Origin of the sequence: Clostridium sediminicola (genome assembly GCF_050402865.1) — a bacterium.
Classification (GTDB): domain Bacteria; phylum Bacillota; class Clostridia; order Clostridiales; family Clostridiaceae; genus Clostridium_AF; species Clostridium_AF sediminicola.
In genome coordinates this window covers 299347-317989 of record NZ_BAABMF010000004.1, presented here as the reverse complement: position 1 = coordinate 317989, position 18643 = coordinate 299347, and the positions used below count along the sequence as shown (strand labels likewise).

The window sequence follows — 18643 nt, the reverse complement described above, 5'->3', positions numbered from 1 at the left end:
TTTTTATTTAGTCATTGCTACATTAATATAAAGCTTTAGCATGAAGTCTCGTTCTCTCTGTGTCATATGAAATTTTAATTTCTGTGTTTGGAAGCTCCGCTAACATTTTTATTGCATTAAAATCAGATGCTGCCATATAAGATGTGGTGATTATTCTCTTCCATAAGCAACTAATAAATGGACTCCACTCCGTTTCATCCATTTATTAGAAGCACCCTTCGGGGGATATTACAAAATTATGAACAAAGCGAATAATTTTGTTTGCTACCAGAGGTCAAGCAATGACTGAAGTTACTAATTATTATCTTTACATTGTCTACTTTCACATTCACCCACATAAGGAATTTTCACATGGACAAGAGCTTTAGATTTAATTATTACTGTCATATTGATTGAGCAATATGCTACACAGTTTTCAATTTCATTAAATTCACAGTAAACATCTTTGACTTCACAAGTAACTTTAGTTCCTTCTGGTGCAAATAAAGTTACAGTCTTTGTGAATGAGCATGTTTTTTCAAAATTCTCAAGATAGCTGTCCCCGATTTTTAATTGCAAATTTATAATTCCCTCTACTTTTATTGTTGCTTTCACTTTTCCAGCTTCATCAGGTTGAGTCACATCTAATACAGTACATTTAATATCTTTAACTGAACAGCTAACATATTCTTTATTATTATTAATGATTAAATAAATAATTTGGTGCAACCAATCACAAGGTAGATTAATGGTCTCAATTTTATTTTCTTCTTGGGAACAAGAATCAAAAATTCTATTAGCCTCTATACAAATATTGTTGGATATAACTGTTGTATGCTCAATTGCAGTGTTGTTATATGGGTTAGGATCAATTTCATTACCTGACACAGTTGCACGATTTGTTATAATTCCTTCTTTTTGAGGCGTTACAACTATTTTAATTGTTGCTATTTCTCCATAAATAATGGTTCCTAAATAGCAAGTTACTATACCATCTTTAGTTGTGCAAGAACCTTGACTACAATCAGATGAAACAAACTTTACACTTGAAAGTAAAGTGTCAATTAGGCTTACTCCTGTTGCTGTATCGGGACCATGGTTCTTGACAAACATTGTATAAGTTAGAGTATCATGAACTTTTACAGGATCAGGAGAATCATTTTTTGAAATTGATAAATCTGCTTGTCCATCTTCCGGAATCAATGCTATTGCAATATCATAAGGATGTCCACCTGTAGCTATAGTTGTTTTAACACTATTGTTAGTTAAATCTAATACAGTTACATTATGAGAAGCCTCATTTGCAACATATGCCCATTTTCCATCTGGAGTTATTGCTATTTTTCTTGGATTATCCCCTACTGGAATAGTTTTAGGTAGTACAGTATCATTATTAAATAAGTCGATAATGTACACAAAATTACCAGTGTATCTACGATCAACTACATATGCATACCTACCATCAGGAGTTATGGCTATTCCATAAAGACTAGTTGAAACATCTATTGTAGTAACCTTTCGGGTACTTGTATCAATTTTATATACAACGCCACCTGAACTAAAGCCTGCTGCTACATAAGCGTATTTACCATCTGGACTTATAGCCACATCATTAGGATTAATAATATCTTTAATTCTATTTTCTTCGTTAGTTGCTAAATTTATTACTGAAACATCATTCGACCAATAATTAGTGACATAAGCAAATTTACCATCTGGAGTTATTGCTATACTAGAAGGATTATTTCCAACGGGTATTCCAGGTCCGTCTACTTCATTGGTAATGGTAGAAATTCTATATACTTTATCATCATCTCCTGAATTTGTAACATAAGCGTATTTCCCTTCAGGGGTTATTGCAATATCTGCGGGATTATACCCATTTGGTATTATTATTGGTGGTTCTATCACCGAATAAGTCTTTGTATTCATAACTGATGCATTTTGAGAAAAATAGTTTGTACAGTAGGCAAATTTTCCATCTGGAGTTACTGCTATACCGCCTCCACCTGAAACATCACCTCTATTAATTTTACCAACTAACTCATTATCCATTGTATCTATTACAACTACTTCATTATATAAGTGGCTTAAAACATAAGCTAAAATCTTAAATGCCATTATCTTATCATATCCTCTCATCATTAAGATTCTGTCAATATAGTATATTCACCCCAAAACACCATAGTTACGATAAAACGATAATTTTTCCAGATAATTTCTCAATTATGGCTAGCAAGCGCAACCTAAAGGTTTCACAAGCACTCCAAGCAACAAAAACTGTTCCAGTTTTTGTAAGGGGTCAGATTCATAGCCACCAAGTTAACAAATATTAAAAATAACTGTGAACTATGTTACTTCATCAATAATACATTGTAGTAATATAGTTCTTATTATTTAAATATTTTCTGTTAAAATTGCTAATGGTCCATCCTTTTTTTAATACCTGAACTGTACTTCTCAAACGATTTAGGGCACTTAAAAGAAGTAGCATCAGTTAAGGTTATTCTATTGAAAGAACTTTTCAATACATCAATTTTATCCTTCAATAATTTCTTTTGAGCCCCTAATAATTCTTTGAATAATCTCTTTAAGAATCTAACTGCATCATTATTGAAGCGTTGATTTAAGCCTTCGGCAGTAATGTCAATAATCTCATATAAATTAAGTAATCATAAATAAAAAAGGAGTCTATTCAATTAAAACAAACATAACTTTTTTTATCGCTATCCCAAGAAATCTAAATATGACAACAAGTAAATTATCAAATAAATTCAAATCATTTTGTTATCGTATTGACTCTGGTAACACAGTTTAATAATAAATCTATTAAACTAAATAGTGCAACAAAATGGAAAACCTCTACTATAACTCATTTTTTAAGTGCTATGTATTATAAAATCAATAATTCTTTTATATAAAGTAAAAAGAAAGTGTATCAATACTACTTAATACACTTTCTTCTCTTATTTCCTATGCTAATCTCTTCCTCAAATCAAAAATCAATTTATCCATAACAAACAAGATCAAAGCTGAATTTTCTGTGGCTACTTTAACAGCATCCCCACTTTCCCTGCTACCTACAATCCATGTCCCAAAACATAATATTTGTTGAATATCTGGATTATCATTTACATCAGTGACCATGAGATCTTTCATTATCTGGAAATTCAACTAATAAAAGTAGTGAATCTTTCAATATGATTGATCATAGTCTAAGTATTTTTTTTCAATATTAGGATATCTTTTGCTTATTACTAGGCTATAACCCATTTCACCACAATGCATCAAATTAATAATGATAAAATAGTATCTGCTAACTTTTTAGGGGATTGTCCCTCACCACCATCATATATCATTAAATGTTTACAAAATGTTTGCTTAGCTAGGGGATCTTTTTTGGTACGGAGTGTCCCAGTTGGTTTTTTTCGAGAAGTGACAGGTACCCTAGTGGGACAAATTTGTTTGGACCACTTACTCTTCTTCTACAGGATTAAGTTTTGCTATATATGGTTTTATATCTACTATTGGAGTTTTGTCCAACATATCAACACCTTGAATTTCAATCTTGCAGCCATCAATTTTTTTGAGTTTAACAACACTAATACCAATAGGATTTGGTCGTCTTGGAGACCTTGTTGAAAAAACACCTTTTCTTTCTTCACTCCAAGGTGTTAATGTATGTAAATCATACCCCTTTGATTGATGAAAATAAAATTGTATCACTATATGAGAAAAATTTTCTAGATCTTTAAGCCCTTCTTTATATTCTTCCAAAAGCTCTATAACAGCAGTTTTCTCATTGGCATATATACTTTGTGGAGGAATATCCTCTACTTTCTTAAATGGAGATTTAATATATCCAATAGGTTTTATTATAATATCATTCATATAAACACCCCTTTGTTTCTATTGTAAAAAAAATCATTTTCAAGATATGTTGTTTCTTTATTTTGATTAAATCCTTATAAAACTTCATCAACAAATCTTCCCTACCATAACCCCCAATATCCTTGCATCTTCAGAAGTTACCTGTATTGGCTCATAAGCTGGATTTTCTGGAACCAATAGCACAGTATCCCCCATTTTCATATACCTTTTAAGGGTAGCACAGCCATCTTGAGATGCTGCTACAATTTGTCTATTATCTGCAGTATTTTGTGCTTGTAACAATACATAATCGCGTGAGGTTATACCAGCATCTATCATACTATCCCCTTTGACTTTTAATATAAAATAATCTTTATTCTTAATAAGCCATTCTTTAGGCAAATAAAAATTATCTTCAAAAGTTAGTGTTGATAATGTAGATTTTAACTATAGACATACAATTACTCATATAACTAATCAACTGAGATTTAGCTTCCTTTGAATCTCTTCAAGGATAAATTTTGAATAAGAATCATCATTCTCATAACAATAATGATCCAACAAATATGGAATCCTATGAATAGCCACAGTTGTTTTACCTGAACCTGGAACCCCTCTTATTAGGCTATAGTAAAACTCCTTTCTTTGGTTGCTACTGGACGCAGAGTGTACCGGTTGTTCTAAATAAGCAAAACCAGTATCATTAAAATACTGGTTAGTTCAACTTTTTTTAGTTTTTGTACAACTTCTCAAATATCTACATAATTCGAGAAGTGACAGGTAGCTTAGTGGGGCAAACTTGTTTGGACCACTTATTAATAAATAAATTTTAACAACTACCTCCGCAGCCACAACTACAGTTGCTTGACTTATTATCTACATTTTCCATTAGTTTTATTGTATGATTTTCTGAGTGACCATTGAGTATCTTATCATAACTTTTCGAAATTTCTTTTGCCACTTTTTCTACCATTTCTTTATGTTCTTCTGTTAAATATCTTGTGGATACTAATTTTAGTTCAGCCATTTCCTTACCTATAATATCAGAAATTATTATAGTATCACTTACTTTACCACTATATTTTTCTGTAGCTATTTTTGCACAACATTTATCACAGCCTTCTACTACAATAGTAGGATATTTTTTTGCAAATCCTCTTTCTTCTTCTCCTCCAGCATTAAAAAGTGGTAAACATATAGTAACTGTTTTTTCAGGCATGATTTCGTCAAGCATTTTTCTTGTTGCTAATCTAGATATTGTTCCTCCTAAACACTCTTCCCCACTACATGATACAACACCAATTTTTAAGTTGTCTTTATTTTCTACCATAACTAAACAACCTCCTTACTTAATTCTTGTACTTTTTCAGCTAATTCATCTGCTAATTCATCGACTATTTGCCAGCCTTCTTCAGTAAGTTCTGTAGCCGTTCCCGCCTTAGCACCTCTATGCTTTCTGAATGCATCTATAACTCTATATTCTTCTTTCACTATTCCACCAATATTAGTTACATTTTTTGCAGCACACATTTTAGGACATCCATCAAGGGTGATACATCTTTGTCCCTTTATTAGTTTATTTGACTCTTGTCCATCTGTAGATATATAAGCAAGACACATATTTTCCGCTTGTTCAGAACATAACTCATTAGCTACCTTAAGGGCTGCCTCTCTAGAAACTAATCCTAAAACCTTCCCCATACCGCTACATGGAATAACTTTAATTTTATTAGACATGGAATTCATCAACCTTTCTCTTCAATATTTTAAAGTAATCTTCAAAATTTAGTAGAAAATCTTTATCTTCTTCTAAATCTGTAAGTTCAATTTCTACTATCCATCCCTTTTCATAAGGATTCTCATTAATTAACTCAGGTGCTAATATAATCTCATCGTTTACAGAAATTATTTTTCCAGATACAGGTGAAACAACTTCAAATACTGCTTTCCCTGATTCTATTGTTCCAAGTTCTCCAAACTGTTCTATTTCAGAATCAATTGCTGGCTCATTAAAAAACATTATATCTGAAAGACTTTGCTGTACATAATCTGTTACACCTATTCTTGCAATATTTCCTGATATATAAATCCAAGAATCATTTTCATTAAAATAAAAACCTTCTCTTGGAATTCTAAATATAAATTTGTCTTTTTTATAGATCTCATATTCTATACTTTCTGGAAAATTAACACTATTATCTAATGCTTTTTCTTCTTTATCTTCTTCTTTCAGAATATCTTTGCTTATCATATCAACTAATTTTTGTTCAACTAAACCAATTCTTAAAGCCTTGCCCATAGTAATATCTTTATTTTTTGCTTCTTCTGTTACGTTAATTTTCTTTGATACTTTTAGCCCTTTCTCTGCTGCCAATTTACTTGCACATCTAGTTGCACATCCATCAATTATAAAAAGTGGATTATCTTCAGCTACTTTGTTATATCTAGACTCAGCTACCCTATATAAAACCGGACATATTAGTTCACTTTCAGACTCCTCACAAACTTTTATTGCTACCTGACTAGAAACACATCCTGCACACTTATCAAGGCCATTGCAAGGTAAAATAGCATATTTTTTACTCATTTTCTTTCATCGCCTTTCTTGTTTGCTTGATTTTTTTAGTTACCTCTCCTTTATTAGGGAAAGTGATTGCATCAAGACCACATGCCTTTCCACATGCTCTACAGAAAACTACACAGTTGTTTGGATTTTTCACAACTAGTTTTTGTTCTTCATTTTCTCTCACTTCAAAAACATTATGAGGACAAAATTCTACGCAATCATTACAATAATTACATTTATCAAAATCTATTATTGGACTCCAATCTATGCTATCTCTTGGAACTCCCATGAAAGTTGCTTCGCTCATCTTTATACCTCCAACCCTAATTTTTCTAAGGCATCCTCTACTACACTCACTGCTTTTTCGTTAGTCATATCTCTGATATCAAGCATAACAGCATCTTTTTCTATATCTAAACCCGCTTCTTTAAAAGCATCTCTAAACATTTTTCTTTGCATATTAGGTGCACATGCTCCTATAATTACTTTTCTGTGAGATTTCAAGAAATCTGCCAAGAATCTATCTCCATCTTCTTCACAAAGTTGAGGGTGAATAAATCCATACTCTACAGGTAATTCAACTCTAACTTGGTTAATAAAATCCCAAATATCCATGTCTTGAAATCCAGGGCATTTTCCTGTACACACACACATAATAAATCCTGGTAACTGTTTTTCTTCCATAATAATATTCCTCCTTTTTTTGATTCTTTTATAACTTTGCTTTTGCAAAAATTATCATTTATTTATGAATTGCTAAACCTACTGCTTCTCTACAGGCTTCCATAATTGCCTCACTTAGCGTAGGATGGGGATGTATCAATTCTGCAATTGTATCAGCTGTTATTCCCTCACTAACTGCAAGTGTAAGCTCTGAAATCATTTCTGAAGCATTAGATCCTAAGATTTGAGCACCTAATACAACATTTGAATTCTTATCCACTATTATTTTTACAAATCCTTCTCTCTCACTAAGACACAATGCTCTACTGTTATTTCTAAAATTAAATTTCCCTATACTCACTTCAATATTTTTCTTCCTTGCTTCTTCTTCATTTAAGCCAACAGAAGCCATTTCTGGATGTGTATAAACGCAAGCAGGTACTGCATTATAATTTAATTTACATTTGAATCCCAAAGCATTTTTTGCCGCTACTCTTCCTTCAGCAAAAGCAAGATGAGCAAGTAATTTTCCACCAATAACATCACCAGCTGCATAAACATTTTTTATGTTTGTTTCCATATTGTCGTTTACAAGAATTTTCCCTTTTCGAATCTTTACACCCAACTCAACAATATCTTTTGATATACTATTTAATTTACGCCCAACAGCTATCAATACTTTTTCAGTTTCTATAGATTTCTCTTTTCCCTTTTCATTTGTATGTACTATTAATCCAGATTCAGTTTCCACAATATCTATGACTTTTGTATTCATATTTATTTTAATGCCTTGTCTTTTCATTATTTTCACTAATTCAGTTGTGATTTCTTTATCCTCTGAGGGTAGTATATTATCCATAAGCTCTACAACCGTAACTTTTGATCCAGCATATTTAAACATTGTTGCAAACTCAAGTCCAATTGCACCAGCCCCTATTATAACTATGTTTGCTGGAATTTCTTTTAGTTCTAATGCTTCATCACTTGTAATAACCTTTTGTAAATCAATACCTGGTATATCAGGTCTTAATGGTTCTGAACCAGTAGTTATTATTAATTTTTCACATTTTATCTGAATTTCTTCATTTTCCTTTTCAACCATTATTTCAGATGAATTTACTATTCTTCCTGCACCCTTTATTACTTGAATGTTGTTCTTTTTCATTAAATGTTCTACACCCATTCGTAGATTTTTAACAACTCTATCTTTCCTAGAGCCTGCAGTACTCCAATCTATTGCATTTAATGTTGAATCTATTGAAACCTCCTTAGATTTCTTAATTAAATGAGCTACTTCCGAAGTTCTAAGTAACGCTTTTGTTGGGATACATCCTCTATTAAGACAAGTACCTCCGATTTCCCTTTCCTCAATAACTACAACACTAGCTCCTAATTGTGCTGCTTTAATTGCAGCAACATAACCAGCTGGCCCTCCACCAAGTATTGCAATATTTACATAAAATGTTTTTGTCAAAATATCACCTCCTTCAAATAACCTCATGCAAATATATTTATATGCTCACATGGGTATATAGATATATATTATATATAATATTCCTTTTTTGGATTATAGTCAACATATTTTCATTCTATTTATATATTATTAATATTTTGCTTAAATTTCATTATATTTACATAAATACACCAATGAGTTATTAGCGTATAAGCTTCTTCCAATCTATAAATTCCTATACAATAAACAAAACCAGTATCATTAAAATACTGGTTAGTTTAACTTATTTAATTTTTGTACAACTTCTGAAATATCTACATAATTCGAGAAACGAGCGATACTCTAGTGGCACAAACTTGTTTAGACCGCTTACTCGCTAATGTTTCAAGCTTTTAACTACATCAATGGATAGTCCAGTTTTAGCAGCTATTGTTTCATCATCTAATAATCCTATTAAATTTTTAGCAATTGCTAATTTTTCTTTTTCTATTCCTTCTTTTATGCCTTCTTCCCTAGCACTCTTTTCCCTAGTTAATTGATCCATTATTTCTGCTTGTCTAGCCTCATATGCCATTCTAGTCTCTTTACTTTTACTAACTCTTTGTAGTATTTCGTACGCAGTTTTAATATTTTCATTTCTCTCTGCTAACATTTCCATTCCCTCCTTTGACTTCGCATCTATAAATTCAAGCCAATCTAAAATAGGGTCATCTATATCTTTTAAACTTTCTAATTTTGCAAGCTTTGGCAACTCTAGAAGATGAATTTCTAAAACATCCGTTATTTTTGGGCAAAGGAGTACTGCCAAAGAAAGGCTAGTGTCCCCGTTGCTTAAATTCCTATTGTTTAAAAATCCTTCCCCAACTAATACTCCCAACAACTCCATCTACTCCAATTTTTCTATCCTTCTGAAATTCCCTAACAGCTCTCTCAGTATTCTTTCCAAAATATCCATCAATACCGCAAATACCAATATCATAACCTAGTCTTATCAATTGCTTTTGAAGCTTAACAACATTTTCATCATACTTGTGAGAATTTTTCTTAATTAAATAACCTGGATAGAGATTTTTAGTAACTGAATCATATCCTCCTTTCTTAATCTCTTCAAAAGGAAAATTATTTCCTGGGCAATCCGTCTTTGCAAAGTCTCTATGACTATAAATTTGCTTTATAAGATATTTACCCATCAAATATTTGCAAACCTCACCAACCGCTTTTTTCTGAATTTCAGGCATTTTATCTATCATATAATTCCCCTCAACACAAACACCAATTGACCCAGTATTATGACCCCTGCAATGAGCCCCAACAGCATTCTCATCTCTTCCTTTATAGATAGCTCCATCTTTCCTAATAAAAAAATGATACCCGCAACCGGCCCACCCCTTCTTCAAATGCCAATAATGAACATCCTTGATACTGCAGTTAGAACTTGCTGCATGATGTAAAATAATTTTATGTGGCTTATTACCATACCTCATATTGCTCATAAACTTTAAATTTAAATCTATAATCTTCATTTTTATTATCACTCCAAACGAAAATGCACCCACTGTTTTAAGCGAGCGCATTCTGCAAATTTTCAATACTAATACTTTTTAATCTTTTAGTCACGGAAAGAATATATTGCGTAAAAGGTATTAGAACAAACTTTAGAAATTCTTAGTGAAGTGAACTACCTTTCTAGCTATATATTACTTTCTATAATTCATTATCAAACAAATCAGTTTCAGTTGTTTCAACAATAGTAGCCGAATCTTTTGCAGATAAAACATCTGGTCCAAATGCAAAGATATCTTTTGCAATTATTGTATCCATTAATGATTCTGCATCAGCTTTTGTAATACCATCCTTAACATCCGTAACAGTCATAGATTTTGACTCCCCAGCTGCATCTTTAAATTTCATAACTAATTTTTTACTCATTTTAAATACCCCCAATAGTTTTAGTTTAATATGTATTGCACTTTTAACAAACGTAGTTACAAGTTACAAGTGATAAGTGACAAGTTATAGACACCTTTCACAAATGAAAGCTTTTAATTAACCAAAGATAAAAAAAACTTTTTCCATATAAAATGTTCATTTCACCAGTAAGCGTAGCTAGCAGAGGCTTAGTCAAAGATTTTCTGCAAGAAAATTATCATTAACTTGTAACTTATCACTTGTCACTAAAATAATTACATCCCTTCTTCAAGTAATTCAGCATCTACTCTTCTGATCTCGAAGACTGGATGTGCAAGAACTTCTTTGATAGCATTTGCAACATCAAAAACATCTTGATCTATTGCATCAGTTTTTACTTTTGAAAAACTTTTAGTTCTTAAAACATCTTCACCTTCTTCAGTTTGTCCAGTAATTACTCTGAAAACCAAATCAGATTTCAATTTTGTTGCTTGAACCGCCATAGTGTACCCTCCTCTCTCAGCGTCTGCTTTTCAATTAGGCCTACTTTTCTTTCAAAAATATGAGGCAATTATCATTTTTTGAAAGAATCTAGTAGTAATTATTGATAAACAATCTCTTTTCTTATTGCCTTTCATTAAATACATACAAGTTATAAATGTCTTTTTACAAAAACAATTTAAAAAAATTAATTTGATATTTAGAATTCTATTTGATATTATAAATGGAAAAAGATGGGAGACAGCCCCCTCATCTTTTTTGATTTCCCATCACCGTCGTTATAACTACTGTTAGATCTTGAATAGATTTATTGAGAATTTCAATCTTCTTTTCAAATCGAACAAGAAGGTATACACTCACAGTTATTGGAAATCCAACGGATGATACCATGTTAACAAACTCCTCATACACTATCCTCCGCCTCCTTAGAGTCGGCTTAAGAATTAATTCTACTTTTCTTTCAAAAATATGTAATCCTTAAACATTTTTTGAAAGAAATTAGTAGAAGTTGTTCTTAAACGATCTCTTTCATTAAACTCGGCTTAAGAATTAGTAAAACTTATTCTTAAACGCTCTTTAAAAATTACTACAATTAACTCTCATTTCATATTATAAATACAATTTATAGTCCAATTTTTACGAAAAAAATTTGTGAGAATTAAATCAATATCCTCACAAACAATTAAGTATTATTTTGAAATTTTTTTAATGAAATCATCTAAACTTTCAGCAACTATAGAATACTTTAACCATATTTTTAACTTTTCAATATCAGTTTCCTTATTGACCATATTTATAATATCTTCAGCAACAGTGTCAATTTCACTTAAATTTTCTAATATATCCTCTCTTCTTGCCAAAACTGCGCCTTCTTCTCTGCCTTCCTTTAATCCTTCCTCTTTAGCTCCTTCTAACCTTGATATTTCATCCATTATTTTCTTTTTTCGTAGTTCTGCAAGTCTTATAGTTTCTTCATCTTCACTAAGATATTCTAAAATATCATGAGCTTTTTTTATTTTGGGATCAGCCATTTCTATCTCCTCCAAAACTTCATCCTCTGGATTAGCTAAAAATATTAGCCACCTATGAAGAGGATTATTAAAATCTTTTTTATTTCTTAAAAATTTAGGAATTTCTATAAAATGAATTTCTAATATATCACTCAATATTAGTTTATTTGTATCTTCATATATATGATGATTAGAATGGAAATTATCATATTGTAAATAATCAAAATTCAATAAATTAATAGTAATAGTTTTTTTCAAATCACTGTATTTACTACCGCTCTTAATTTGAGAAAAAAACAGCTTTGACCAATAAAATAAAGTCCTTTGTATCATATTATACTGGTTAATCAATTGTATTTCAATATTGATTTGTATACCTTTAGTTGTCTTTGCTCTTATATCTAGTATCCCAATTTTCTCATCCAAAATCATTTCATTATTAAGAATTTTCTCATCAAATTCTATTGATTGAATATCTATATTTTCATCCTCTAATATTGCATCTAAGAAACTTATTAATATATCCTTATTCTTTTGAATTCCAAATATTTTTTGAAATACAACATCATTTTTAGGATCAAGTTTTATTTTTGTATTGGATTTCATAGCATCATTTCCTTTCAAAAGTAATATAAGCATATTATTTCCTAGAACTTATGTTTGTATACGCATTTTACTTATTACATTTTCTTTTATATAAACAGCTTGTCTATACGTTATTTTACATTCATCTGCTATTGCTTTTAGCTTTTTTCTCTTTATATAAAAATCAACTATCACTTTCCTCTCTGTAGAATCTAGCTTCGCAATAGCTTTATTTATATTAAGTACCATATCATATGCAATAACCTGATCCTCAACAGTAAATGAATTCTCACTTGGCATATCATTGAGTAATTCTTCATTCTGAACTTCTCTATTATGCTTCATCTTACTTTTAAGTAAATTCACATTATTATTCTTAACAACTTTAGCAATAAATGAACTAAAAGATGTATCCCCAACTTTGTATAACTTAATCCCCTTTATAATACTAAGAATAGAATGCTGCACAATATCTTCGTGATCATATCCAGGTATTTTGTACTTATGTGCTTGGTTAATAACTAAAGGCATATAAACATTTATAATTTCTTCAACAGCACTACAATCCCCACTCTTGGCTTTCTTAATTAACTCTTCCACATAAAAACCCCCTCTTTTTAGTTAAGAGTTAAGAGTGATTAGTTAAGAGTTTAGTTATTGAGTTAGTAAACTCTAGTTAACTAAATAACTAAACTAACAACTATTAACTCTTAACTAAACTAAACTCCAAGCAGTTGTCGCTCAATACTAGCCATATCGTATTTTCTCTGTTTTCTATTGCTAAAACTATCTACTGGATTTTTGTTGTGATATGATGGTAAACCCCTATTGCTACAGGGTTTTTGATTTAGATAGCCCTCAAATTTTGTTCCAAACAAAGTCTGTGGCCTTAGATATTTTTCGTAATCTGTCCCCATCCATTCTAAAGATTTTATATTTATAACCTTGAAAAAATCATCAATTTTAAAACCTTCGTTAAGCCTTGCCTCAATAACTTTTTTATTTGCTCTTGTAGACGCTTTATAGCTTGTATTTGCTTTTTCATTTAGAAAATCTATTATTTTCTCTAGGGTGGAACTATATATATTCTTTTTACTCTCTGTAGTAATCTTTGTAGTATTCTCTGTATACGTCTGTTGTTGAAACTCCATACCTGTGTTATTAGAACTACACACCTCCCTAGTTTCAATGTTAGTAGTACTATCATTGAAACTACATACCTCTGTAGTTTTAACTTCAGTAGTAGTATCTAATTCAAGTATTCTTCTTCTACCAGAAATTTTTTTAACTTCCCTCATAATAGGCTCAACAAACATAACATTTGAAACTATTTGTCCAGACATTGTTGGAACATTACGAAATTCTATATGAATTAGTCCTCTATCTTCTAAAAATTTGCATGCTGCTTTAGCTTGGACCTTTGTAAGCCCAAAATTCTCTCCTAATGATTCATAACTTTTCTGAAGCTTGTCTGCTTTAAATTTCTTCTTATATCCAATAAGCCTACCAGTAACCTCATCTCTAACCTCAACAGGTTTATACCAATAAATAATCTCAGATAAAATAACAATTGCATTCAGATTTACCAATCCATTATCATATCTCAAATTCTGATACCACCCAAAATCGGCAATATTACCTTCTATATGAAAATTACCCACTTCTGAAACAACATTATTCATTTAAACAACTCCTTTTCTCAATTCACAATTATGAATTCACAATGCACAATTATTGACACCTTTCACTTACGTGAAAGCTTTTGATTTAAATATTTCCTTTTGCGATAGTAAAAGTACCTTATCCCATCAACGAAGATGATAAAAGCTTAATTCAAAGATTTTCTCCAAGAAAATCCTCCTAAATTGTGAATTGTAAATTGTGCATTGTGCATTGATTAAAACCCTGGTCCTTCAACAGCAACTTCCTCATCTACACTAAACCCAACATCATTAAACTCCTCAACATTATCCTCTTCCACATCTACAACAAGCACCGAATCTTCACTAACTCTTAAATTCACTATCTGGCTTTTGCTTTCTATTAGCTCGTTAATACTTTCTCTATTATCAATAAATATAGGTGCATTTACTTTGAAGTGTTCTGTTAGAGTATTTATTATATCCATACCTGCATTGAATTTTGCTGCAGTATTAGCATCTTCATATGGAACACCATTTATCAAAGTATCACAACACTCTTCAATAGCTCCGTTAACTAAAGTGTTAAATAGCTTAAACTTTACTTTTGAGAATTTGCTATTTATTCTCTCTTCCATCAAGTCTACTTTTGTGCGTATAAATTCTTCACACATAAATTCTTGACTCTCTAAACCTGCTATCATATTCCCTAATTCTTTTTCCCTAGCTTCCAATTCTTCAATCCTTATTTGAGCTTTCTCATATTGCTCTTTTGATCTTAAGATATCCTTTAGTTTGTCTAATTCTTTTATTTTCTCTGTTCTATCTATTTTTAATTTATTAATAACAGCTTCGTCAGGTAGTTCTTTGACCTGCTCTAGCCTGTTGATTTCTTCTTTAAGCTTTTTGTATTCATCTGTTTCTATAAATTTATCAAGAATAAAATTTTCATTTTCTCTTTTAGTTCCCTCAATTTTTTCCTCTAAGGATAATCTAGTTTTCTCTAATATATTAAGTTCATCTTTCTCTTTTTCCATTCTAAGGTCAATCGTATTTATCTCCTTGGAATATTTCTTTCCTTCATTTGATATTTGGGCCAATCTAGCATTTTGAGTCTCTTGAAATTTTTCTATCATTTCAGCTCTTTTCTCATCTGCATCCTTTTTAGGGAGTTCTCTTCCGCAGGTTGGACAAACAAAATCATTTTCTCCAAATTCCAATGTTTTTTCTTTAAGATTAAACCATTCTTCTCTTAGTGACTTAACTTTTTCTCTTAGGGTAATCAGATTTTCTTTCATATTTATAAGATTTTGATTTTTTATATTGATATCAAATTTACTTTTAGAAAACTGCTGCTCTAGATTAAATATCTTTTGTTGTAATTCATTTTTAAGGTTTTGGGATTTTCGCATATGCTCTGATTTGATTTCTCTCATTCTATCTTTTTTAGAAAATAAAACATCCATTGTTTTATCAATTTCTGCATAGTCTTTAGTAAGGTGGGCTAATTTTATATCCATATCTTTGATTTCTTTGTTTAGTATACAAGTTTTATTTTCTATTTCCACGAAATTTATTAATGTTATATTCTCTAATGAATTGTTTATTTCATCTAACCTATAGGGAATAGACATGATTTCTTCATTTAATTTTTTCTTTCTAATATATAGTGTTTTTCTAAGGTCTTCTAAGGTTTTGTTCTGAAGCAATTCACAGAGTTTTTCTAATTTCTCATTAGAGTTAATTACCTGAGCTTGAGGAATATCCCCTACAACAGTCATAAGTATTTCTCTTCTTTCCTTCCAACTAAGGATGTTGTTGAAATAAAGGGGATTTGTTAATAATTTAAATACATTTTCTTCCACAATATTGTTTATTCTATCCACATATTCTTTCTTTTGTATGGGGATATCATTAATAAAGTAGTTAGTAATATGACCTGTTAGAGTTTTATTAGCTTGTCCACGTTTCTTTGTCCACTTCTCCTTATATACTTTTTTTAATCTAATTTCCTCTCCGTTAACAATAAGAACTGCTTCCACCTCATGATCAATGCCAGGAATTACTCTTCCATTACTATCATAAGTTTTAATAGAAAAATCCTTTCTATTTCTACTATCTTTACCAAATAAAACCCAAATAAAAGCATCAAACACTGTAGTCTTGCCAGAAGCATTATCACCATATACATCGGTGGTTTTACCAAAAATAATTCTTAACTTTTTGATACCTTTAAAATTCTTTAAATGCAGCTCTTTTAATTTAATTACTTTACACAAAAGTTTTCCCCCTCTTTTTTTAATTTGCAAGAAAATCAACCTAAACTTGTCACTTTTTCTTTTGCATACTCCAGATGTATTGGCAAAGCATAGTTTTCAATAATACTCATTGCCTCATAAAATTTCTTCCTTGGTATTGCATCGTATTCATTTATAGAAAATATTTCCTTTACATTCCTTGATAAATCTGCGTATATTCTACTTCTAAGACTTCTATCTTTATAAGCTAAGCTGTTTTTCCCACCACAAATTGATAACACTTTTTTAGTTCTTGCATTAATTAAAGCTTTCTTTTGGAATGGTAATACATATGCTGTTTCTTCAACTTCTGTAATTCTATTTTCTATTTCATTTGTTTTTTTATCTAAGACAAAAATGGCTCTTAGTTCTTTTGATAAGTTTTGGTAATTTTCTTTAAGAGCTTCTTCCATTTTGTTGAAAGCTTCAATATATCTAAGCTTCCATTCTAGTGCTTTTTTACCCTGTATACTCATAACAAATAATAAAAATGCATCCTTTGTCAACCAATACTCTTTATAGGATTTATTATTGCCTGCAGTTTTATAGGTTGTTTCACTAAAATATTTCTGAGAGCTCAATTTTGAGTTTTCAGAAATTAACCTTTCAATAACTCTATTAGCATTAGATGGTCTAATATTAAAATTTTTAGCTACCTCACTGCTCCTGGCTAAAGGTATTCCATCTCTGTTATCTAGATTAATTAAATTTTCCAATCCAAACCCTCCATTCTAGTTTTCTTCACTTGTTGATTTAAATCAACAGTTTCTACAAAAAAATAATCATCCAAAGATTCTTTAGGATATACATTTTTAAATTTCATTATAAAGCCTTGTCCAACTGCGCTGCACTTCTTCTTAATCCTCCATAAATGTGAACGACTAATATCTAATTTTTTTGCCATTTGTTCTTCTGTCATATCCCCCTGTAATTTTGTAAAGTTAGATAAATTAAGTCTAATACTACTAGAGAGCATTATTAATTTCCTCCTTTAATGTTGATTTGCTGTTACATTAACAATATAACATCATCCTTTTAGTAATTCAATGTATTTTATTGAATATTTTTACATTGTTGCATTAATGTTACACACATGGTATAATACCCTAAGAGATAGGAGGTGATCTTTTGTCTGATAATTTATTGGAGAAAAAAATTACATTAGGTCAATATATCACTCAAAAAAGAAAATCAAAAGGATTAAGTCAACGCCAATTAGCAAAAGAAATTTCTATAAGTCACTCTACTATATCTAGAATTGAGAAAGATGATGGCATTTCTCCAGATAATTCCACTTTAAGAGCTTTAGCAAAAAGATTAGAAGTGGATTATAATTACTTACTTGCTCTAAATAAATCTATAGATGATGAACCTGAAATTCGTATTATTCAAAGAGCTGCAAAAAAAATGAATGCTTCTGAGAAAGAGAAAATGTTAAATATATTAAAGCTATCATTTGAAGAATTATTTAAGGAGGACATTGACGAATAGTGACCCCAAATTATAAGAATGCTATAATAGAAAGCATTAAAACATTACAAACATATGGAATCAATTCAATACCAATTGATTTGGATATTATTATAAAAAATTTATATAGAACAGTTAGAGTATGTTCATATAGTAAATTTTCAAAAAAATTTGGAAAGAGTATATCAGAGATATGTGTGTATTTTGATAGTGAATTAGGAGCATGTGCTTATAATAAAACTAGAGAACATTATATTATTTATTATAATGATACAAAAAATAATCCTGGATTAAAAAGATTTACCATTGCACATGAATTAGGCCACATACTTCTAAAGCATCACCATGATGCCAGTACTGAACTTTTACTAAGAAAGAATATATCACAACTAAAATATAAACGTTACGAAAATGAAGCTAATTGTTTTGCACGAAATCTTCTCTGTCCTGTACCCCTTGTCAGTACAGATATTCCTATTAATGATATTATGAAAGCTTTTGATATATCATATAGTGCAGCTAAAACAAGGCTAAACTTTTATGAAATAGATAATTATAGAATGACAGCAGAATTTTATACTTATTTTGAAAGCTATACTATTCCTTTTAAAAATAAGTATACTGATAACAACATAAATATTAATTTTTCTAGTAATAAACTTGTTAATTTATAAAAACTCCTTTCTTATCTAAATTATATT

General features: G+C 30.4%; 23 protein-coding genes and 1 pseudogene. 2 read left to right on the top strand and 22 right to left on the bottom strand.

Features of this window, described 5'->3' with window-relative positions:
• Nucleotides 1–22: 22 nt before the first annotated feature.
• The 22 genes and pseudogenes from ACQ3F0_RS10240 to ACQ3F0_RS10135 all read right to left on the bottom strand — a co-directional run bounded on the left by ACQ3F0_RS10240 (nucleotide 23) and on the right by ACQ3F0_RS10135 (nucleotide 17448).
• A complete protein-coding gene (locus tag ACQ3F0_RS10240) occupies nucleotides 23–202 on the bottom strand; it encodes a phospholipase D-like domain-containing protein (RefSeq protein WP_428865182.1) in 180 nt (59 codons plus the stop codon).
• Nucleotides 203–294: 92 nt separating this feature from the next.
• A complete protein-coding gene (locus ACQ3F0_RS10235) occupies nucleotides 295–2100 on the bottom strand; it encodes a beta-propeller fold lactonase family protein (RefSeq protein WP_428865134.1) in 1806 nt (601 codons plus the stop codon).
• Nucleotides 2101–2952: 852 nt separating this feature from the next.
• Complete coding sequence (locus tag ACQ3F0_RS10230) at nucleotides 2953–3138, bottom strand: hypothetical protein (protein ID WP_428865133.1); 186 nt, start codon at nucleotides 3136–3138, stop codon at nucleotides 2953–2955.
• 315 nt (nucleotides 3139–3453) lie between these two features.
• Nucleotides 3454–3870 carry a tRNA (N6-threonylcarbamoyladenosine(37)-N6)-methyltransferase TrmO gene (gene tsaA / locus ACQ3F0_RS10225; RefSeq protein WP_428865132.1) on the bottom strand — a complete coding sequence of 139 codons (417 nt, stop codon included), beginning with the start codon at nucleotides 3868–3870 and terminating at the stop codon, nucleotides 3454–3456.
• Nucleotides 3871–3957: 87 nt separating this feature from the next.
• Nucleotides 3958–4263: pseudogene (locus tag ACQ3F0_RS10220) on the bottom strand (LexA family protein); the annotation flags it as partial.
• 415 nt (nucleotides 4264–4678) lie between these two features.
• Nucleotides 4679–5179: a putative zinc-binding protein gene (locus ACQ3F0_RS10215; protein ID WP_428865131.1), complete on the bottom strand. Its 501-nt coding sequence runs from the start codon at nucleotides 5177–5179 to the stop codon at nucleotides 4679–4681.
• A 2-nt stretch (nucleotides 5180–5181) separates the two neighbouring features.
• Nucleotides 5182–5586, bottom strand: a complete 405-nt coding sequence (locus ACQ3F0_RS10210; RefSeq protein ID WP_428865130.1) for a putative zinc-binding protein — start codon at nucleotides 5584–5586, stop codon at nucleotides 5182–5184.
• Entirely contained in the window at nucleotides 5579–6436 is an 858-nt protein-coding gene (locus tag ACQ3F0_RS10205) for a putative zinc-binding protein (protein WP_428865129.1), read from the bottom strand. The genes ACQ3F0_RS10210 and ACQ3F0_RS10205 overlap by 8 nt, the downstream gene beginning before the upstream one ends.
• Complete coding sequence (locus tag ACQ3F0_RS10200; RefSeq protein ID WP_428865128.1) at nucleotides 6429–6722, bottom strand: 4Fe-4S dicluster domain-containing protein; 294 nt, start codon at nucleotides 6720–6722, stop codon at nucleotides 6429–6431. Before ACQ3F0_RS10200 ends, ACQ3F0_RS10205 begins: the two co-directional genes overlap by 8 nt.
• A gap of 2 nt (nucleotides 6723–6724) precedes the next feature.
• Nucleotides 6725–7099 carry a hypothetical protein gene (locus ACQ3F0_RS10195; protein ID WP_428865127.1) on the bottom strand — a complete coding sequence of 125 codons (375 nt, stop codon included), beginning with the start codon at nucleotides 7097–7099 and terminating at the stop codon, nucleotides 6725–6727.
• A 58-nt stretch (nucleotides 7100–7157) separates the two neighbouring features.
• Nucleotides 7158–8552, bottom strand: a complete 1395-nt coding sequence (lpdA, locus tag ACQ3F0_RS10190) for a dihydrolipoyl dehydrogenase (protein ID WP_428865126.1) — start codon at nucleotides 8550–8552, stop codon at nucleotides 7158–7160.
• A gap of 355 nt (nucleotides 8553–8907) precedes the next feature.
• On the bottom strand, nucleotides 8908–9411 hold the full coding sequence (locus ACQ3F0_RS10185) for an Rpn family recombination-promoting nuclease/putative transposase (RefSeq protein WP_428865125.1): 504 nt from the start codon (nucleotides 9409–9411) through the stop codon (nucleotides 8908–8910).
• Nucleotides 9371–10054 (bottom strand): peptidoglycan recognition protein family protein, encoded by a 684-nt coding sequence (locus tag ACQ3F0_RS10180; protein ID WP_428865124.1) that lies wholly within the window; start codon nucleotides 10052–10054, stop codon nucleotides 9371–9373. The genes ACQ3F0_RS10185 and ACQ3F0_RS10180 overlap by 41 nt, the downstream gene beginning before the upstream one ends.
• A 181-nt stretch (nucleotides 10055–10235) precedes the next feature.
• On the bottom strand, nucleotides 10236–10460 hold the full coding sequence (locus tag ACQ3F0_RS10175) for a DUF2922 domain-containing protein (protein WP_428865123.1): 225 nt from the start codon (nucleotides 10458–10460) through the stop codon (nucleotides 10236–10238).
• Between the two features lie 254 nt (nucleotides 10461–10714).
• Nucleotides 10715–10942, bottom strand: coding sequence for a DUF1659 domain-containing protein (locus tag ACQ3F0_RS10170; RefSeq protein WP_428865122.1), 228 nt, complete (start codon nucleotides 10940–10942; stop codon nucleotides 10715–10717).
• A gap of 247 nt (nucleotides 10943–11189) precedes the next feature.
• A complete protein-coding gene (locus ACQ3F0_RS10165; protein WP_428865121.1) occupies nucleotides 11190–11351 on the bottom strand; it encodes a YvrJ family protein in 162 nt (53 codons plus the stop codon).
• A 278-nt stretch (nucleotides 11352–11629) separates the two neighbouring features.
• Nucleotides 11630–12556, bottom strand: coding sequence for an Rpn family recombination-promoting nuclease/putative transposase (locus tag ACQ3F0_RS10160; RefSeq protein ID WP_428865120.1), 927 nt, complete (start codon nucleotides 12554–12556; stop codon nucleotides 11630–11632).
• 48 nt (nucleotides 12557–12604) lie between these two features.
• The gene (locus ACQ3F0_RS10155) at nucleotides 12605–13135 is read right to left on the bottom strand and encodes a sigma-70 family RNA polymerase sigma factor (RefSeq protein WP_428865119.1); all 531 of its coding nucleotides are present in this window, start codon (nucleotides 13133–13135) and stop codon (nucleotides 12605–12607) included.
• Between the two features lie 119 nt (nucleotides 13136–13254).
• The gene (locus tag ACQ3F0_RS10150) at nucleotides 13255–14217 is read right to left on the bottom strand and encodes a conserved phage C-terminal domain-containing protein (RefSeq protein ID WP_428865118.1); all 963 of its coding nucleotides are present in this window, start codon (nucleotides 14215–14217) and stop codon (nucleotides 13255–13257) included.
• Nucleotides 14218–14432: 215 nt separating this feature from the next.
• Nucleotides 14433–16454 (bottom strand): recombinase RecF, encoded by a 2022-nt coding sequence (locus ACQ3F0_RS10145; RefSeq protein ID WP_428865117.1) that lies wholly within the window; start codon nucleotides 16452–16454, stop codon nucleotides 14433–14435.
• 35 nt (nucleotides 16455–16489) lie between these two features.
• Complete coding sequence (locus ACQ3F0_RS10140; protein WP_428865116.1) at nucleotides 16490–17188, bottom strand: ORF6C domain-containing protein; 699 nt, start codon at nucleotides 17186–17188, stop codon at nucleotides 16490–16492.
• Nucleotides 17176–17448: a hypothetical protein gene (locus ACQ3F0_RS10135; RefSeq protein WP_428865115.1), complete on the bottom strand. Its 273-nt coding sequence runs from the start codon at nucleotides 17446–17448 to the stop codon at nucleotides 17176–17178. The genes ACQ3F0_RS10140 and ACQ3F0_RS10135 overlap by 13 nt, the downstream gene beginning before the upstream one ends.
• Before the next feature lie 152 nt (nucleotides 17449–17600).
• On the opposite strand from ACQ3F0_RS10135, the gene ACQ3F0_RS10130 reads away from it, so the two are divergent.
• Together ACQ3F0_RS10130 and ACQ3F0_RS10125 are read left to right on the top strand one after the other, a co-directional pair.
• Entirely contained in the window at nucleotides 17601–17963 is a 363-nt protein-coding gene (locus ACQ3F0_RS10130) for a helix-turn-helix domain-containing protein (protein ID WP_428865114.1), read from the top strand.
• The gene (locus ACQ3F0_RS10125; RefSeq protein WP_428865113.1) at nucleotides 17963–18616 is read left to right on the top strand and encodes an ImmA/IrrE family metallo-endopeptidase; all 654 of its coding nucleotides are present in this window, start codon (nucleotides 17963–17965) and stop codon (nucleotides 18614–18616) included. Before ACQ3F0_RS10130 ends, ACQ3F0_RS10125 begins: the two co-directional genes overlap by 1 nt.
• The last annotated feature ends 27 nt before the right edge of the window (nucleotides 18617–18643 follow it).

Coding starts and splice junctions, on each gene's coding strand:
- ACQ3F0_RS10240 (WP_428865182.1), bottom strand. CDS start 202: ATGGATGAAACGGAGTGGAGTCCATTTATTAGTTGCTTATGGAAGAGA.
- ACQ3F0_RS10235 (WP_428865134.1), bottom strand. CDS start 2,100: ATGGCATTTAAGATTTTAGCTTATGTTTTAAGCCACTTATATAATGAA.
- ACQ3F0_RS10230 (WP_428865133.1), bottom strand. CDS start 3,138: ATGAAAGATCTCATGGTCACTGATGTAAATGATAATCCAGATATTCAA.
- tsaA (WP_428865132.1), bottom strand. CDS start 3,870: ATGAATGATATTATAATAAAACCTATTGGATATATTAAATCTCCATTT.
- ACQ3F0_RS10215 (WP_428865131.1), bottom strand. CDS start 5,179: ATGGTAGAAAATAAAGACAACTTAAAAATTGGTGTTGTATCATGTAGT.
- ACQ3F0_RS10210 (WP_428865130.1), bottom strand. CDS start 5,586: ATGTCTAATAAAATTAAAGTTATTCCATGTAGCGGTATGGGGAAGGTT.
- ACQ3F0_RS10205 (WP_428865129.1), bottom strand. CDS start 6,436: ATGAGTAAAAAATATGCTATTTTACCTTGCAATGGCCTTGATAAGTGT.
- ACQ3F0_RS10200 (WP_428865128.1), bottom strand. CDS start 6,722: ATGAGCGAAGCAACTTTCATGGGAGTTCCAAGAGATAGCATAGATTGG.
- ACQ3F0_RS10195 (WP_428865127.1), bottom strand. CDS start 7,099: ATGGAAGAAAAACAGTTACCAGGATTTATTATGTGTGTGTGTACAGGA.
- ACQ3F0_RS10180 (WP_428865124.1), bottom strand. CDS start 10,054: ATGAAGATTATAGATTTAAATTTAAAGTTTATGAGCAATATGAGGTAT.
- ACQ3F0_RS10175 (WP_428865123.1), bottom strand. CDS start 10,460: ATGAGTAAAAAATTAGTTATGAAATTTAAAGATGCAGCTGGGGAGTCA.
- ACQ3F0_RS10170 (WP_428865122.1), bottom strand. CDS start 10,942: ATGGCGGTTCAAGCAACAAAATTGAAATCTGATTTGGTTTTCAGAGTA.
- ACQ3F0_RS10160 (WP_428865120.1), bottom strand. CDS start 12,556: ATGAAATCCAATACAAAAATAAAACTTGATCCTAAAAATGATGTTGTA.
- ACQ3F0_RS10150 (WP_428865118.1), bottom strand. CDS start 14,217: ATGAATAATGTTGTTTCAGAAGTGGGTAATTTTCATATAGAAGGTAAT.
- ACQ3F0_RS10135 (WP_428865115.1), bottom strand. CDS start 17,448: ATGCTCTCTAGTAGTATTAGACTTAATTTATCTAACTTTACAAAATTA.